This is a genomic window from Streptomyces sp. NPDC015171 (assembly GCF_043079545.1).
Taxonomy (GTDB): domain Bacteria; phylum Actinomycetota; class Actinomycetes; order Streptomycetales; family Streptomycetaceae; genus Streptomyces.
Genome location: NZ_JBIBUO010000030.1, coordinates 1 through 16,009, shown reverse-complemented (window position 1 = coordinate 16,009; position 16,009 = coordinate 1). Strand labels below are relative to the sequence as shown.

14 protein-coding genes are annotated in these 16,009 nt (G+C 72.4%); 7 read left to right on the top strand and 7 right to left on the bottom strand.

The window, feature by feature from the left end; all coding sequences use genetic code 11:
* The first annotated feature begins 14 nt into the window (after positions 1-14).
* From tal to pgl, 4 genes are read left to right on the top strand one after another with little or no spacing between them, the layout of a single operon-like run.
* A complete protein-coding gene (gene tal / locus ACF073_RS39690; protein WP_392076397.1) occupies positions 15-1,133 on the top strand; it encodes a transaldolase in 1,119 nt (372 codons plus the stop codon).
* 1 nt (position 1,134) lies between these two features.
* Positions 1,135-2,673, top strand: coding sequence for a glucose-6-phosphate dehydrogenase (gene zwf / locus ACF073_RS39685; RefSeq protein ID WP_392076396.1), 1,539 nt, complete (start codon positions 1,135-1,137; stop codon positions 2,671-2,673).
* The gene (gene opcA, locus ACF073_RS39680; RefSeq protein ID WP_392076395.1) at positions 2,670-3,758 is read left to right on the top strand and encodes a glucose-6-phosphate dehydrogenase assembly protein OpcA; all 1,089 of its coding nucleotides are present in this window, start codon (positions 2,670-2,672) and stop codon (positions 3,756-3,758) included. The genes zwf and opcA overlap by 4 nt, the downstream gene beginning before the upstream one ends.
* Positions 3,755-4,537: a 6-phosphogluconolactonase gene (gene pgl / locus ACF073_RS39675; protein ID WP_392076394.1), complete on the top strand. Its 783-nt coding sequence runs from the start codon at positions 3,755-3,757 to the stop codon at positions 4,535-4,537. Before opcA ends, pgl begins: the two co-directional genes overlap by 4 nt.
* Positions 4,538-4,584: 47 nt before the next feature.
* Here the strand turns inward: pgl and ACF073_RS39670 are convergent, their stop codons facing one another.
* The 5 genes from ACF073_RS39670 to ACF073_RS39650 all read right to left on the bottom strand — a co-directional run bounded on the left by ACF073_RS39670 (position 4,585) and on the right by ACF073_RS39650 (position 11,245).
* Positions 4,585-5,424 carry a carbohydrate ABC transporter permease gene (locus ACF073_RS39670; protein ID WP_392076392.1) on the bottom strand — a complete coding sequence of 280 codons (840 nt, stop codon included), beginning with the start codon at positions 5,422-5,424 and terminating at the stop codon, positions 4,585-4,587.
* Positions 5,421-6,779, bottom strand: coding sequence for a carbohydrate ABC transporter permease (locus ACF073_RS39665; RefSeq protein ID WP_392076391.1), 1,359 nt, complete (start codon positions 6,777-6,779; stop codon positions 5,421-5,423). Before ACF073_RS39665 ends, ACF073_RS39670 begins: the two co-directional genes overlap by 4 nt.
* 7 nt (positions 6,780-6,786) lie before the next feature.
* Positions 6,787-8,112, bottom strand: coding sequence for an ABC transporter substrate-binding protein (locus ACF073_RS39660; RefSeq protein ID WP_392076390.1), 1,326 nt, complete (start codon positions 8,110-8,112; stop codon positions 6,787-6,789).
* Positions 8,113-8,170: 58 nt separating this feature from the next.
* Complete coding sequence (locus ACF073_RS39655; RefSeq protein ID WP_392076389.1) at positions 8,171-9,817, bottom strand: glycoside hydrolase family 13 protein; 1,647 nt, start codon at positions 9,815-9,817, stop codon at positions 8,171-8,173.
* Positions 9,818-9,973: 156 nt separating this feature from the next.
* Complete coding sequence (locus ACF073_RS39650) at positions 9,974-11,245, bottom strand: ABC transporter substrate-binding protein (protein WP_392076388.1); 1,272 nt, start codon at positions 11,243-11,245, stop codon at positions 9,974-9,976.
* Between the two features lie 122 nt (positions 11,246-11,367).
* Here ACF073_RS39650 and ACF073_RS39645 point away from each other — a divergent pair, with 122 nt between their 5' ends.
* The 3 genes from ACF073_RS39645 to ACF073_RS39635 are packed head-to-tail and all read left to right on the top strand — an operon-like array spanning position 11,368 to position 14,980.
* Positions 11,368-11,874: a PadR family transcriptional regulator gene (locus tag ACF073_RS39645; protein ID WP_392076387.1), complete on the top strand. Its 507-nt coding sequence runs from the start codon at positions 11,368-11,370 to the stop codon at positions 11,872-11,874.
* The gene (locus tag ACF073_RS39640; RefSeq protein WP_392076385.1) at positions 11,871-12,677 is read left to right on the top strand and encodes an ABC transporter ATP-binding protein; all 807 of its coding nucleotides are present in this window, start codon (positions 11,871-11,873) and stop codon (positions 12,675-12,677) included. The genes ACF073_RS39645 and ACF073_RS39640 overlap by 4 nt, the downstream gene beginning before the upstream one ends.
* A gap of 20 nt (positions 12,678-12,697) precedes the next feature.
* On the top strand, positions 12,698-14,980 hold the full coding sequence (locus ACF073_RS39635; RefSeq protein WP_392076452.1) for an FtsX-like permease family protein: 2,283 nt from the start codon (positions 12,698-12,700) through the stop codon (positions 14,978-14,980).
* A gap of 7 nt (positions 14,981-14,987) precedes the next feature.
* Here ACF073_RS39635 and ACF073_RS39630 read toward each other — a convergent pair whose 3' ends face one another.
* Complete coding sequence (locus ACF073_RS39630; protein WP_392076384.1) at positions 14,988-15,743, bottom strand: DsbA family protein; 756 nt, start codon at positions 15,741-15,743, stop codon at positions 14,988-14,990.
* A gap of 110 nt (positions 15,744-15,853) precedes the next feature.
* A partial coding sequence (locus ACF073_RS39625; protein WP_392076451.1) for a hypothetical protein occupies positions 15,854-16,009 on the bottom strand: 156 nt, incomplete at its 5' end.

Sequence of the window (16,009 nt, the reverse complement as noted above, 5' to 3'; positions counted from 1 at the left end):
GGAGATGTAATTCCATGACAGACGCACTCAAGCGCCTCTCCGACGAAGGCGTCGCGATCTGGCTGGACGACCTGTCGCGCAAGCGGATCACGTCCGGCAACCTCGCCGAGCTGATCGACCAGCAGCACGTCGTGGGCGTCACCACCAACCCGACGATCTTCCAGAAGGCGATCTCCCAGGGCGACGGCTACGACCAGCAGCTGTCGGACCTCGCCGCCCGCAAGGTCACCGTCGAAGAGGCCATCCGCATGATCACCACGGCGGACGTCCGCGACGCCGCCGACATCCTGCGCCCGGTCTTCGACGCCACCGACGGCCAGGACGGCCGGGTCTCCATCGAGGTCGACCCGCGCCTGGCGCACAACACCAAGGCGACCGTCGCCGAGGCCAAGCAGCTGGCCTGGCTGGTGGACCGCCCCAACACCCTGATCAAGATCCCGGCCACCAAGGCGGGTCTGCCGGCGATCGCCGAGACCATCGGCCGCGGCATCAGCGTCAACGTCACGCTGATCTTCTCGCTGGAGCGCTACCGCGCGGTCATGGACGCGTACCTCACCGGCCTGGAGAAGGCCAAGGAGCGCGGTCTCGACCTGTCGCTGATCCACTCGGTGGCGTCCTTCTTCGTGTCCCGGGTGGACTCCGAGATCGACAAGCGCCTGAACGACATCGGCACCGACGAGGCCAAGGCGCTGCGCGGCAAGGCCGCCGTCGCCAACGCGCGCCTCGCCTACCAGGCGTACGAGGAGGTCTTCTCCTCCGACCGCTGGACGGCCCTGGAGAGCGCGGGCGCCAACAAGCAGCGTCCGCTGTGGGCGTCGACCGGCGTGAAGGACCCGGCGTACCCGGACACCCTCTACGTCACCGAGCTGGTCGCGCCGAACACGGTCAACACCATGCCGGAGGCCACGCTGGAGGCCACCGAGGACCACGGCGAGATCACCGGCGACACCGTCACCGGCACCTACGCGCAGGCGCGCGCCGACCTCGACGCGCTGGAGAAGCTCGGCATCGCGTACGACGACGTCGTACAGGTGCTGGAGGACGAGGGCGTCGAGAAGTTCGAGGCGTCCTGGAACGACCTGCTCAAGTCGACCCAGGCGGAGCTCGAGCGCCTGGCCCCTTCGGAGGGCTGAGTTGTCACCCGTTTCCGGCTCCGGGGCGAACCCGCTTCGTGACCCGGCCGACCGGCGGCTCCCGCGCATCGCGGGGCCGTCGGGCCTGGTCATCTTCGGCGTCACGGGCGATCTGTCGCGCAAGAAGCTGATGCCCGCGGTGTACGACCTCGCCAACCGGGGTCTGCTGCCGCCGGGCTTCTCGCTGGTGGGCTTCGCCCGCCGCGACTGGGAGCACGAGGACTTCGCCGAGGTCGTCCACGACGCGGTGAAGGAACACTCCCGCACCCCCTTCCGTGAGGAGGTCTGGCAGCAGCTCATCCAGGGGATGCGCTTCGTCCAGGGCACCTTCGACGACGACGACGCCTTCGAGCGGCTGCGCGCCACCATCGAGGAGCTGGACAAGGCACAGGGCACGGGCGGCAACTTCGCCTTCTACCTGTCGGTGCCGCCGCGCTCCTTCCCCGTGGTCATCCAGCAGCTGAAGAAGCACGGCCTCGCCGACCAGACCGGCGGCTCCTGGCGGCGCGCGGTCATCGAGAAGCCGTTCGGCCACGACCTGAAGTCGGCCGAGGAGCTGAACAAGGTCGTGCACGAGGTGTTCGAGCCGGACCAGGTGTTCCGGATCGACCACTACCTCGGCAAGGAGACCGTCCAGAACATCCTCGCGCTGCGGTTCGCCAACACGATGTTCGAGCCGATCTGGAACCGGTCCTTCGTGGACCACGTCCAGATCACCATGGCCGAGGACATCGGCATCGGCGGGCGGGCCGGCTACTACGACGGCATCGGCGCCGCCCGTGACGTCATCCAGAACCACCTGCTCCAGCTCATGGCCCTCACGGCCATGGAGGAGCCCGCCTCCTTCGGCGCGGACGCGCTGGCCGCCGAGAAGGAGAAGGTGCTCGGCGCGGTACGGCTGCCGAAGGACCTGGGCCGTTCCACCGTCCGCGGGCAGTACGCGGCGGGCTGGCAGGGCGGCGAGAAGGTCATCGGCTACCTCGAAGAGGACGGCATCGACCCGAAGTCGAAGACCGACACCTACGCCGCGGTCAAGGTGGAGATCGACAACCGCCGCTGGGCGGGTGTCCCCTTCTACCTGCGCACCGGCAAGCGCCTCGGCCGGCGCGTGACGGAGATCGCGGTCGTCTTCCAGCGGGCCCCGCACTCCCCCTTCGACCACACGGCGACGGAGGAGCTGGGGCAGAACGCGATCGTCATCCGCGTCCAGCCGGACGAGGGCATCACGGTCCGCTTCGGCTCCAAGGTGCCGGGCACCTCGATGGAGATCCGGGACGTCTCCATGGACTTCGCCTACGGCGAGTCGTTCACGGAGTCCAGCCCGGAGGCGTACGAGCGCCTGATCCTCGATGTGCTGCTCGGCGACGCCAACCTCTTCCCGCGCACGGAGGAGGTCGAGCTGTCCTGGAAGATCCTCGACCCGATCGAGGAGTACTGGGACAAGCACGGCAGGCCCGCGCAGTACAAGTCGGGCACCTGGGGCCCCGCCGAGGCGGACGAGATGCTCGCACGAGACGGACGGAGCTGGCGGCGGCCATGAAGATAGACCTGACCGACACCACCGCCGGAGAGATCAACAAGGCGCTCGTGCAGGGCCGCCGCGCCATCGGCACCCCCGCCGTGGGCATGGTCCTGACCCTCGTCATCGTCACCGACGAGGAGAACGCCTACGACGCCCTGAAGGCCGCCAACGACGCGTCGCGCGAGCACCCCTCGCGCACGCTGGTGGTCATCAAGCGGGTCTCCCGCTCCGCGCGCGACCGCACGTCCTCACGGCTCGACGCCGAGGTGCGGGTGGGCGCGGAGGCGGGCACCGGCGAGACGGTCGTGCTCCGCCTCTACGGCGAGGTCGTCGACCACGCCGACTCGGTGGTCCTGCCCCTGCTGCTGCCGGACGCCCCGGTGGTCGTGTGGTGGCCGGTGAACGCTCCGCTGGACCCGGCGAAGGATCCGCTGGGCGCGCTCGCCCAGCGCCGGGTCACCGACACCTACACCGCCGAGCATCCGGTGCGGGAGCTGTCGGCCCGCGCCGAGGCCTACACGCCCGGCGACACCGATCTGTCCTGGACCCGGATCACGCCGTGGCGCTCGATGCTGGCGGCGGCCCTGGACCAGGTCACCTGTGAGGTGACGGCCGTCGAGGTGGCGGGCGAGGAGTTCAACCCGAGCTGTGAGCTGCTGGCGATGTGGCTCGCGGACCGGCTGGACGTGCCGGTGCGCCGCTCGCTGTCGTCCGGGCCCGGTCTGACGGCCGTCCGGATGGCCACGAGCCTGGGTCCGATCGCGCTGGACCGGGCCGACGGCTCGCTGGCCACGCTGTCCATCGAGGGCCAGCCGGCCCGTGCGGTGGCGCTGAAGCGGCGGGACACCGCCGAGCTGATCGCGGAGGAGTTGCGCCGGCTCGACCCGGACGACACCTACGCGTCGGCGCTGCGCTTCGGGGTGGACCGGCTGGACACGGTGTCCGAGCCGGATTCCGGGGAGCCGGCGCGGGAGACCGCGCCGGAGGCGGCCGAGCCGGTCGCGGAGCCGGAGCCGGTCGAGGAGGCCGTGAAGGCGCCCGCGAAGAAGGCGGCGGCCAAGACCGCGAAGAAGGCACCGGCGAGGAAGGCGGCGGCGAAGTGAGCACTCCACAGCTGGTCGTCCACCACGACAAGGAGCTGATGGCGCAGGCCGCCGCGGCCCGTCTGATCACGAAGATCGTGGACGCGCAGGCCTCCAGGGGCTCCGCGTCCGTGGTCCTCACGGGCGGCCGCAACGGCAACGGCCTGCTGGCCGCGCTGGCGGCCGCGCCGGCCCGGGACGCCATCGACTGGGGCCGCCTCGATCTGTGGTGGGGCGACGAGCGCTACCTCCCCGAGGGTGACCCCGAGCGCAACGACACGCAGGCGCGCGCGGCCCTGCTGGACTCCGTACCGCTGGACCCGGAGCGCGTGCACGCCATGCCCGCCTCCGACGGCCCGTACGGGGCCGATGTCGACGCCGCTGCCGAGGCGTACGCGGCGGAGCTGGCGAAGGCGGCCGGCCCCGAGAACCACGGCCCGGTGCCGACGTTCGACGTGCTGATGCTCGGCGTCGGCCCGGACACCCATGTGGCCTCGCTCTTCCCGGAGCTGCCGGGCGTCCGGGAGACCGAGCGCACGGTGGTCGGTGTGCACGGTGCGCCCAAGCCGCCGCCCACCCGGATCTCGCTCACGCTGCCGGCGATCCGCGCGGCCCGCGAGGTCTGGCTGCTCGCGGCCGGCGAGGACAAGGCGGAGGCCGCGGCCATCGCCCTGTCGGGCGCGGGTGAGATCCAGGCCCCGGCGGCGGGCGCGTACGGCCGGGCCCGCACGCTGTGGCTGCTGGACTCGGCCGCGGCTTCGCAGCTGCCCCGGTCGCTGTATCCGCCGGCGTCGCCGTGACGCTGGCCGGAAGCTAGCGGAGGCGGGGGCCGCGGCCCCCGCCTCCGTCATTTCACCGAGCCCGCCATCACGCCCTGCACGAAGTGCCGCTGGAAGGCGAAGAACACCGCCACCGGCACGATCAGGGACAGGAAGGCGCCCGGTGCGAGGACGTCGACGTTGCTGCCGAACTGGCGGATCTGGGACTGGAGTTCCACGGTCAGTGGCTGGGCGGAGCTGTCCGCGAAGAGCAGCGCGACCAGCATGTCGTTCCACACCCACAGGAACTGGAAGATGGTCAGCGAGGCGAGCGCGGGGCGGCTCACCGGCAGGACCAGCCGGGTGAAGATGCGCCACTCGCCGCCGCCGTCCATCCGTGCCGCCTCCAGCATCTCCTTCGGTATCTCCGCGAAGTAGTTGCGGAGCAGGAAGACGGCGAACGGCAGCCCGTAGGCGACGTGGAAGAGGACGACACCGGGGATCGTGCCGAACAGGCCCAGAGCGCCGAAGAGTTTGGCGACGGGCAGCAGTCCGATCTGCACCGGCACCACCAGCAGGGCCACCACCAGCAGGAAGAGGGGCTCCCGGAACGGGAAGTCCAGCCAGGCGAAGGCGTATCCGGCGAGGGCGGCGAGCACCACGACCAGGGTGGTGGCCGGCACCGAGATCAGCACGGTGTTCCAGAAGGCCTGGGTGATGCCCGCGTTCTTCAGCAGTGCCGTGTAGTTGTCGAAGGACAACTGGCCCGGCGAGGAGAGCGCCGTCCACCAGCCGCCCTTCGCGGTGTCCTGGGCCGAGCGCAGGGACGACAGGAAGAGTCCGGCCAGCGGGGTCAGCCAGATCAGGCCGATGACGACGAGGGCGGCCTGGACGAGGCCGTTGCCCAGAGAGCGCCGCAGGGCGTTCATCGCTGACTCCTTCGGAAGCGGCGGACGTTGAAGACCATCGCGGGGATCACCAGGAGCAGGAGCAGCACGCCGAGGGCGCTGCCGAGGCCCTGGTTGTTGCCGCCGCCGAAGGAGACGAGCCACATCTGGGTGGCGAGGACGGTGGCGTCCTCCTGCACCGGTCCGGGGGCGATGACGTAGACGAGGTCGAAGACCTTCATCACGTTGATCACGAGGGTCACGAAGACCACGGTGAGCACGGGCGCGAGCAGCGGGACGGTGATCCGGCGGAAGATCTGCCACTCGTTCGCCCCGTCGATCCGGGCCGCCTCCAGCGCGTCCCGGGGCAGCGTGGACAGGCCCGCGCCGATCAGGACCATCGCGAAGCCCGTCCAGATCCACAGGTACGCGCCGATGATCGCCGGGGTGACCAGGGCCGGACCGAGCCAGGAGACGCCCTGGTAGGGCGGGGCGAAGTTCGACTCGGGCAGCTTCACCGTGTACGGGCCCGACCCCAGCCCGGGGAGGCGGAAGGAGCCGTCGGCGGCGGTGGTCGCGGCGGCGACCGTCTTCCCGTCGCGTACCGCCTCGACCTTCATTCCGGGCAGGCCGCTCTCGTCCGGGTCGACCTTGCCCTGCGTGCCGCCCCCGCCGGGGGTGAAGTCCAGGTAGACGACACCGCGCAGTTCGCCGGGTGCGCCGCCCTCCGCGGCGGCCCGGTGTGCGGGCGCGGCCGTCGCGGGCAGGTCCTCGGGCAGCACGCCGACCATCGGGAGCGTCACCGGGTCGCCGGGCGAGGCGGTCGTGCGGTAGGAGCCGTCCCGGTCCCGGGTGAGGAGCCCGGTGCGGCCGCGGGCCGTCGGGTAGGCGGAGGTGTCCTGGAAGGCGTCGTGGACGGAGACGACGGCCGCGTTCAGCACGCCCTTGTCCGGGTCCTCGTCGTAGGCGAGCCGGAAGATGATGCCGGCGGCGAGGAAGGACACCGCCATCGGCATGAAGAGCAGCAGCTTGAAGGCCGTCGCCCAGCGGACCTTCTCCACCAGGACGGCGAGGATCAGTCCGAGGCCGGTGAGCAGGGCGGGGGCGACGACCACCCAGAGGGCGGTGTTGCGGACGGCCTTCAGGGTGGCCGGGTCGCGGAACATCTCGGTGTAGTTGTCGCCGCCGACGAACCGGGTGCCGGAGGCGTCGAAGAAGCTGCGGCCGACGGAGAACAGCACCGGGTAGACGACGAGGGCGCCGAGCAGGAGCAGCGCGGGGAGGACGAAGAGCAGGGCGATCAGCCGGCCCCGCCGCCGGCCGCGGCGCCCGCGCGCCGCGCCGGCGGCGGCGGCTCGGGGGGCCGCCTGCCGCTGGGTGGGAGTGATGGCGGTCATGGCCGGGTCAGCCCCGGTAGGCCTTGGCGGCGGCGGCTTCGAGCTCGGCCGCGGTGCCCTTGGGGTCCGAGGGGTCGCGCAGGAAGTCCTGGAGGAGCTTCCACTCGCCGGTGCCCTTGGTGCCGCCGAAGGCGGCCGGTGCCTGGTCGGACATGTCGAAGCGGACCGAATCCCCGGCGCCCACCAGGGACTTGGCGGTGGCGCGGGTGACGTCGTCGCCGTACGCGGTCAGGTCCAGCTTCTTGTTCGGGGAGAGGAAGCCGCCCGCCTTCGCCCAGACGGCCGCGGCCTCGGGCGTGGCCAGGTACTCCAGGAGCTTCATGCCGGCGTCGGTGTTCTTGGCGTCCTTGAGGACGACGGCCGCGTCACCGCCGCTGACCACCGGGGCGGTGCCGCCGTCGACCGCGGGGAAGGGGAAGAAGTCCGCGTCCTTGCCGATGGCCCTGCCGTACTGGTCGTGGGCGACCCCGGCGACGAAGTCTCCCTCGTAGACCATGCCGGCCTCTGGCTTGGGGCCGAAGACCTTCTCCACCGAGCCCGGGAAGTCGGTGTTGAGGGCCTCCTTCCGGCCGCCCGCGACGAGCTGCTCGTCCTTGAAGAGCTTGCCGAGCGTGGTGAGCGCCCTCACCACGCTCGGGTCCGTCCACTTCAGCTTGTGGGCGGCCAGCGCGTCGTACTTCTCGGGGCCCGCCTGGGAGAGGTAGACGTTCTCGAACCAGTCGGTGAGGGTCCAGCCGTCCTGTCCGGCGACCGAGAAGGCGGCGAGGCCGGAGTCGGAGACGGTGTGCCCGGCCTTGAGCAGGTCGTCGTACGTCTTCGGCGGCTTGACCCCGGCCTGGGCGAGCGCGTCGGGGCTGTACCAGACGGTCGACTTGTGGGCGGCCTTGAAGTAGAGGCCGTAGAGGGTGCCGTCGACGCTGCCGTACGTCGTCCACACGGGTGCGTAGTCGGCGCGGACGGTCTGCCGGGCGGTGGCGGACAGCGGCTTGAGCCAGCCCTTGCGCGCGAACTGGTTCAGGACGCCGACCTGCGGGACCATCACGACGTCGGGGGCGTTGCCGCCCTCGATCTTGCTGCCGACGACCGTGGAGACGTTGTCGCCGGTCGACACGAACCGGGTCTTGGCGCCGGTCTTCTCGGTGAAGGCGTCCAGCACCTTCTGGAAGTTCTTCTGCTCGCTGCCGGACCAGACACCGGCCACGGTGACGGTCCGGCCGCTGAGCGCCTTGTCGCCACCGCCGGCGGAGACCGGTCCGCCGCCGCAGGCGGTGGTGCCGAGGGCGAGGGCGAGGGCGGTACAGCCGGTGAGCAGGGTCGTGCGTCGTCGCATCATCGTCGACGGGCCTTTCCGTGAAGGAGGTTGACGTGCTGTCAGGTCGTTGCCGGGTCGTTCAGAGGTCGCCGATCCACCAGGCCGCCGTGGCGCCGGGCAGGACGCCGGCCGGGCAGGGGCCGCTGGCGAGCAGGGGGGTGCCGGAGACCGGCGCGGGGGTGGGGGCCGTACCGAAGTTGACGGCGCAGACCAGGCCGTCGCCGCGGCTGAAGGCGAGGACGCCCGGCGGGCTGTCCAGCCAGTCCAGCGCGCCCTCGCCCAGCTGGGGCAGTGCGGAGCGCAGCTGGAGCCCGTCGCGGTACAGGTGCCAGAAGGAGCGGGTGTCGGCGAGGGCCCGGTCGGTGGCGTACTCGGCGAAGTACTCGGGCTGGGGCAGCCAGGGCTTGGCGCTCTCGGCACCGGAGGTGAAGCCGAACGGCGAGGCCTGTCCGGACCAGGGCAGCGGCACCCGGCAGCCGTCGCGGATGCGGGCGCGGCTGCCGGTGCGCCGGAAGATCGGGTCGGTGAGCACGTCGTCGGGCAGGTCGACGACCTCGGGCAGGCCGAGCTCCTCGCCCTGGTAGATGTACGCGGCTCCGGGCAGGGCCAGCATCAGCAGGGCGGCGGCGCGGGCGCGGGCGGCGCCGAGGCCGCTGCCGGCGGTGGCGGGTTCGCCGTAGCGGGTGACGGTGCGGACCTGGTCGTGGTTGTTGAGGACCCAGGTGACCGTGGAGCCGGTGCCCGCGATGTCCTGCATGGCCTCGGAGATGACCTTGCGGAAGGCGTCGGCGTCCCAGGCGGCGCCGAGCAGGTCGAAGAAGAACGCCTGGTGGAGTTCGTCGGGGCGGACGTAGAGGGCGTGTTCGCGGGCGGTGGGCACGGAGACCTCGCCGACGAGCAGGCGTTCGCGGCCGTCCCGGTCGGCGTACTCCTCGCATATGGTGCGCCAGCGGCGCCACACCTCGTGCACCTCGGGCTGGTTCCAGGCGAGCGGGTTGACCGAGTCGCGGGTGCGGGCGTCGATCTCCGGGTCGTCGGAGTCGGGCAGGTCGGGGTGCTTGTAGAGGCCGGCGGCGACGTCGATGCGGAAGCCGTCGACACCCCGGTCGAGCCAGAAGCGCAGTACGCGGTCGAACTCGTCGGGGATCTCCGGGTCACGCCAGTTCCAGTCGGGTTGCTCGGGCGTGAACATGTGCAGGTACCACTGGCCGTCGCCGACTCTGGTCCAGGCCGGGCCGCCGAACATGGCGTGCCAGTTGTTGGGCGGCTCGGCGCCGCCGGGGCCGCGGCCGTCGGCGAAGTGGAACCGGGCGCGGGCCGGGCTGCCGGGGGCGGCGGCGAGGGCCTCGCGGAACCAGGGGTGCTCGCTGGAGCAGTGGTTGGGGACGATGTCGAGCAGCACCTTGATGCCGAGGCGCCGGGCCGCCGCCATGAGCAGGTCGAACTCGGCGAGGTCGCCGAAGAGCGGGTCGACGCCGCGGTAGTCGGCGACGTCGTAGCCGTGGTCGTGCTGCGGCGAGGGGTAGAACGGGCTCAGCCAGATCCCGTCGACGCCGAGCTTCTTCAGGTACGGCAGTCCGGCCCGGACGCCGGCCAGATCGCCGATGCCGTCGCCGGTGCTGTCCAGGAAGCTGCGGACGTAGACCTGGTAGATCACCGCGTCCCGCCACCAATGATGCCTGTTCAACCCAGTGGAACCTGTCTCTGAGGGGGGTTGGTAATACATGCATGTTAGGTAGCGGATAAGCGCGGGTGTCAACGAAGTGACCGTAAGATACTGGCCAGTTCAGCTCGCAAATGCGGGCAAATTACCGCAACATAAGCGCAGTCGTGATGGCGGCGTTACTTAACAAGTAACTATCGGGAAGGGTGGAGCAGCCGGCTAGCGACGGGCGATGGCGTCGAGTTCGCTCGCCAGCCGGCGCACGGCCTGCCCGGGCGTCTGGCGCCCGGTGAGCGCGTCCTGCACGACCGCCTGCACGGCCAGGCTGACCTGGTCGTAGCGCGGGCTCTTGGGGCGCGGGCGCGCGGTGAGGACGGCGGTGCGCAGGGTCGGCAGGTACGGGAAGCGCCGCACCAGCTCGGGGTCTTCGTACAGCGCGGCGCGCACGGGCGGCAGCGCGCCCCGCGTGAGCACCTGGCGCTGGACGGGCGCGCTGGTCAGGTACGCGATCAGCCGCGCGGCGGAGTCCGGATGCCGGGCATGGCTGTTGACCGCGAGATTGGAGCCGCCGAGGACGCTCGTCCCCGGTCCGTCGGGCCCGGGCAGCGGTACCGCGCCGATCCGCCCGGCGACCTTCGAGCCCTTCTCCGAGGCCACGGCGTAGGCGTAGGGCCAGTTGCGCAGGAAGAGCAGCCGGCCGTCCTGGAAGGCCCGCTTGGACTCCTCCTCCTTGTACGTCAGCGCCTGCCGCGGGATCCAGCCCTCGCGGACGCCGCGGGCGAGGAAGCCGAGGCCCTCACGGGCGGCGGCCGAGTCGACGGTGACCCGGGTGCCCTCGCCGCCGAGGATGGTGCCGCCCGCCGAGTAGACCGCCTCGGCCGCGTTCACGGTGAGGCCCTCGTAGGGCAGGAACTGGCCCGCGTAGCCGCCCAGTCCGTACTTCGGCGCGATGGTCTTCGCGTCGCGCTCCAGCTCGGCCCAGGTGCGCGGCGGGGGCACGCCCTCCTTGGCGAGGACGTCCTCGCGGTACAGGAGGAGCCCGGCGTTCGTGACGTACGGGACCGCGTACAGCCGTCCGTCGTACGTCGCCGTGTCCACGACCGGCGGCAGGAAGCTGCCCAGCGGAAAGCGGTCGCGGGGCAGCGGGCGGATCCAGCCGGCCGCGGCGAACTCGGAGGTCCAGTCGACGTCGATGTTGAGGACGTCGAACCGGCCGCGGTCGCCGCCGCGCAGGTCGGTCGTCATCTGCGCGTGCGTCTCGTCGGCGGAGTCCGGCAGTTCGACCAGGGTGACCCGCTCGCCGGGGTGGGTGCGGTTCCAGCCCTTGAGCAGCGGGCCGAGATAGCCGGTCAGGTCGCCTGCGGTGGCCAGGGTGAGCGGGCCGCGACCGCCCTGGGCGGCCTCGCCGCCCCGGGCACCGGAGGCGACGTACCCGCTCATGATCACGGCGAGAACGAGGAGGCCCCTACCGGCGGCGCGTATCCACCGCATAGGTTCCTCCCTGTGCACCGGCACCACGGGCACCCTCGCCCGGGACAGAGGCCATGTATACCCGTTAGGTATGGGCGATACTAGGGCCTGGAGCACATGGAGCAGACAGGAGGACAGCACGAGTGCGTCTGCCCCTCCTGGCACTCCTGGCCCGCGGCCCGGCCCATGGTTACGAGCTGAAGCAGGGCCTTGAGCAACTGCTGGGCGCCGCGTACCCTCAGCCGAACGTCGGCCAGATCTACGTCACCCTCGGCCGTCTGGAGAAGTCCGGGCTGATCGAGGGCGAGGACGTCGAGCAGTCCAGCCGGCCCAACAAGAAGGTCTACCACCTCACCGAGGCCGGACGTGAGGCGCTGCGCATCTGGTTCGAGGAGACCGAGGACGAGCCGCGGGTGCGGGACGAGTTCTTCATGAAGCTCGCCGTCGCCCCGCAGACCGGTCTCGCCGATCAGATCGCCCTCATCAACCGGCAGCGGCGCCAGTACCTCACCACCATGCGCGACCTGTCGAAACTGGCCGCGGCCGAGGACCGGGACAACCGAATCGCCCAGCTGCTGATCGAGGGCGCGATGCTGCACCTGCAGGCCGACCTCGACTGGCTGGAGCGGTGCCAGGAGGAACTGGAATGACGGGAGCGAGCGAAGGCATCCCGGTTCCGCGGGCCGGGAGCACTCCGGGTCCGCGGGCCGGGAGCACTCCGGTGCTGCGGGCCGAGGGCCTGGTGAAGACGCACCACGGCGAGGGTGCGCCCGCGCATGCCGTCCGCGGGGTCGATCTGTGCGTGGCCCGGGGCGAGTTCGTGGCGATCACCGGACCGTCCGGAGCGGGCAAGTCCACGCTGCTGCATCTGCTCGGCGGGCTCCAGCGGCCCGACGAGGGCAGCCTCTGGCTCGACGGCCGGTGCACGGACTCCTTCGGCGAGGCCCGCTGGGCGGTGGAGCGGCGCAAGGCCATCGGGATCGTCTTCCAGTTCTTCAACCTGGTGTCGAACCTGTCGGTCGCCGACAACGTGGAGCTGCCCGCCCTGCTGGCGGGCGTCCCGCCGAAGCGGGCCCGCGCCGAGCGGGAGGCGCTCCTCGCCGAGCTGGGCCTGGCGGGCAAGGAGCGCAGCATGCCCGGCGAGCTGTCCGGCGGCGAGCAGCAGCGGGTCGCGCTCGCCCGGGCCCTGGTCAACCAGCCGCCGCTGCTCCTCGCGGACGAGCCGGCCGGCAGCCTGGACAGCAAGGGCACCCGCGAGGTGATGCGGCTGCTGTCCCGCTTCCACGCGCGCGGGCAGAGCATCGTCCTGGTCACGCACAACGCCCGGCTGGCCAGCGCGGCCGACCGCGTGATCAGCTTCTTCGACGGCCGCATAGCCGACGACGCCCTCCTGGACGGCACGGCCCCGCCCCGGCGCGGCGGCATCTCCGGCGTGCTGGAGCTGAGGGACTGACCGTGCCGGATCTCAGGAACATGCGGGCCGCCCTGCGCTGGGTGCACTCCGATCTGCGCACGCACCGCGGCGAGGCGCTGTTCCTGGTGCTGGCCACCGCGGGCATCGTCGCCTCGCTGCTGCTCGCCACCGCCCTCTTCGGGTACGCCACGAACCCCTGGCAGCGCACCTTCGCCGAGGCGCGCGGCGCCCATGTGTGGCTGCACACCTCACCGTCCGCCGACGCCCGCCGGCTGGCCCGGCTGGACGGCGTCACCTCCGTCGCCGGCCCCTACCGCACCGAGTCCGCCACCGTCGCCGCCCGCGGCGCCCGCGCCTCCGTGGAGCTGCGCGGCACCCCGGGGCCGCCGGCCGTCGGCCGGCCGCTGCTCACCGCCGGGCGCTGGCTCGACCCGGCCGCGCCGGACGGCGTGGTGCTGGAGAGCAGCCTGGCCCGGGCCCTGCTGGCCGAGCCGGGCGACACCCTGACACTGCCCGGCACGGCCCGCACCGTCACCGTCGAGGGCATCGCGGACAGCGCCGAACCCCCTTACCGCCCGGGCGAGCAGCCGGGTCTGGTGTGGGCGCTGCCGTCCGCGGTACGTGCCCCGGCCGGCCAGGTCATCGGGCTGCGGCTCGGCGATCCGGCCGACACGGACTACGCGGTGCAGCGGGCCGTCACCGTGCTGGGCGCCGGCGCGGTCGGCGAGGTCTCCACCTGGCAGCAGGCGCGCGCCGAGGCGCAGGGCGACAACCGGCTGCTCGGCCAGGTGCTCGGGCTGTTCGGTCTGGGCGCCCTGATCGCCGCGGGACTGGCGGTGCACGGGGCGATCGCCACCCGGATCCGCGGTCATCTGCGGGACCTCTCGGTGCTGAAGGCGATCGGCTTCACACCCGGCCAGGTCGTGCGGATCTACCTGCTCCAGCATCTGGCGTACGCCCTGCTCGGCGCCGTCGCGGCGGCGGCCCTCACCGAGGGGCTCGGCACCCGGGTGCCGGGCCGGCTCGGGGACGCGGTGGGCGTGTGGCAGGGGCTGCCCGGACACACCGCGGCGCTGTGCCTGGTGCCGGTGGGCGCGGTGCTGTTCATCGGTCTGACCACGGGGCTCGCGGCCTGGCGGGCCGGACGGGTGCCGCCGGTTCCGGTGCCGCGCCCGGCCGCGCCGGCCGGCGGGCGGCTGTCCGGACCGGCCCGGCGGGCGCTGGGCCTCGGGCTGCCGGCCGCGCTGGTCCTCGGCTGCCACAAGGCGTTCGCGGGGCGCGGCCGGTCACTGGCCACGGTGGCCCGGCTGACCCTGCCGCTGCTGCTGATCACGGTGGCGCTCAGCGCGTGGACCACGATCGACCGCTTCCACAGCAGCCCCGAGCGGGTCGGGCTGCCGACGGCCCTCACGGTCCGCTCGGACGGCACGCTGGACGCGTCCGGCGTACGGGCCGTACTGAACCGCGACTCCGGGGTCGCCGCCGCCTATCCGGGGGTCGAGGTGGCCGCGCTGGTCCCCGGCCAGACCGGCACCATCGCGCTGCGCGGCATCGGCACCCGCGCCGAGCCCTACCCGTACGCCCTCGCCGAGGGCCGCGCCGCTCGCGGCCCGGACGAGGCGGTGGCCGGCCAGGGCCTGCTCGACGTGCTGCACGCGCGGGTCGGCGACTGGGTCCGGATGACGGTGGGCGACCGGCCGCAGATCCTGCACATCGTGGGCCGGAGCATCGAACCGCGCAATGCCGGCCGGGTCGTGACCACCTCCCTCGACACCCTCCGCGAGAACGACCCGCTGCTGGCCCCGGCCTTCCACGAACTGCGGCTGCGCCCGGGCGCCGACCCGCACCGCGTGGCCGCCGCGCTCGCCGCGGCCGGCCGCGGCCACCTCGAGGTGCATCCCGTGACGAACCCCGCCGACGGGCTGTCCCCGCTGCGCGGTGTCGTCGCCGGGCTGATCGCCGTACTGGCGCTGATCGGGCTGGTGGAGCTGCTCACCGCGATCGGCGGCAGCGTCCGCGAGGGCGAGCGGGATGTGCTGGCGCTCCGGGCGATCGGCATGTCCCCGCGGCAGATCACCGCGATCACGGTCACGGCGACGAGCTGTACGGCTCTGGCGGCCGTCCTCGCCGGTACGGCACTGGGGCTGCCGCTGGCCCGCCGGCTGATCGACGCCCAGGGCGGCTCCAGCGGCATCGGCACCGGGATCGCGCAGTCGCCCTCCCCCGGCCCGCTGCTCCTGCTTGGTTCGGCCGCCGTCCTGGGGGCGGCGGCGCTGGCCATGCTGCCGGCGGCCCGTGCGGCCCGCCGGCGCCTCGCGGACACGCTGAGCGCGGTGGCCTGACCCCGGCTCAGCCGGCGGCGCTCCGCCATGTGCCGGGGTCCTTGCGGATCTCCGTCAGCAGCTTGCCGAAGGCGGAGCCGCTGAAGAGCAGGCCGCTGTACTCGTTCGGGATGCGTACGTCGTCGATCTCGGCGGTGGGGGTGCCCGGCGCGTCTGCTTCTTCGTACGCCTCCTCGGCGTTCTCCACGAACGTGCGGTACTTCATGGTCTTCACGGCCGAGTCGAAGGCGTGTCCGCGCAGCCCGGGCACCTTCGCCGCCAGCTTGAGCAGGTAGGCGTCGGTGAATCCGTCGACGCTCTCGGCCGGCTGCCCGGCGTAGAGGACGTCGTGGTACTCGGCGAACTTGCCGGCGTCCAGCGCGGCCCGCAGGGCGTTGACCGCCTTCTTGGACCCGGAGCCGCCGAGCCGGTCGTCCAGGAAGGAGGCGAGGGTGTACTCGGTCTTCGTCTCCCGCCGGACGGTCGCCGCGCGCAGCCGCGGGGCACCTCCGTCGGTCTCGAACTCCTTGCACACCGGGCAGCGCGGGTCCTCGTACAGACGGACGGTCATGGGGGCGGCCGGGTCTCCGACCGTGATGGTCGTCCCGTCGTTCCCGAGCCGCTCCGGCACCTCCGACAGCCCGGAGTAGGGCGGCCGGCCCGTCTGTGTGGTCACGGGACCGCCGCCCTCCGACTCCGCCGGCTGGTGCCCGCTGCCGCAGCCCACGGCCGACAGCCCCATCACGGCCACCGCGACCGCCGCGGCGCGCCCCCTGCGCTTCATGCGTACTTCCTCCCCTGGACCAGCGGGAAACCCTAGGGGATCGGCACAGAAAGCGCACAGCGAGGCCGCCGCGGGACGGCCGTGGACGACCAGGCACGGCCGGGGACGGCTCAGCTCCGGCCGCGCAGCTCCCGGTACTTGGCGACCAGCGCCTTCGTGGACGGGTCGAGACCGGGGACCTCGGCGCCCTCGGTGAGGGCGGGCTCGACCCGCTTGGCCAGGACCTTGCCCAGCTCCACGCCCCACTGGTCGAAGGAGTCGATGTT

Bases quoted from the DNA above. Each gene is read 5' to 3' on its own strand.
- tal (WP_392076397.1), top strand. From the start codon at position 15: ATGACAGACGCACTCAAGCGCCTCTCCGACGAAGGCGTCGCGATCTGG.
- opcA (WP_392076395.1), top strand. From the start codon at position 2,670: ATGAAGATAGACCTGACCGACACCACCGCCGGAGAGATCAACAAGGCG.
- ACF073_RS39670 (WP_392076392.1), bottom strand. From the start codon at position 5,424: ATGAACGCCCTGCGGCGCTCTCTGGGCAACGGCCTCGTCCAGGCCGCC.
- ACF073_RS39665 (WP_392076391.1), bottom strand. From the start codon at position 6,779: ATGACCGCCATCACTCCCACCCAGCGGCAGGCGGCCCCCCGAGCCGCC.
- ACF073_RS39660 (WP_392076390.1), bottom strand. From the start codon at position 8,112: ATGATGCGACGACGCACGACCCTGCTCACCGGCTGTACCGCCCTCGCC.
- ACF073_RS39655 (WP_392076389.1), bottom strand. From the start codon at position 9,817: ATGTATTACCAACCCCCCTCAGAGACAGGTTCCACTGGGTTGAACAGG.
- ACF073_RS39650 (WP_392076388.1), bottom strand. From the start codon at position 11,245: ATGCGGTGGATACGCGCCGCCGGTAGGGGCCTCCTCGTTCTCGCCGTG.
- ACF073_RS39640 (WP_392076385.1), top strand. From the start codon at position 11,871: ATGACGGGAGCGAGCGAAGGCATCCCGGTTCCGCGGGCCGGGAGCACT.
- ACF073_RS39635 (WP_392076452.1), top strand. From the start codon at position 12,698: ATGCGGGCCGCCCTGCGCTGGGTGCACTCCGATCTGCGCACGCACCGC.
- ACF073_RS39630 (WP_392076384.1), bottom strand. From the start codon at position 15,743: ATGAAGCGCAGGGGGCGCGCCGCGGCGGTCGCGGTGGCCGTGATGGGG.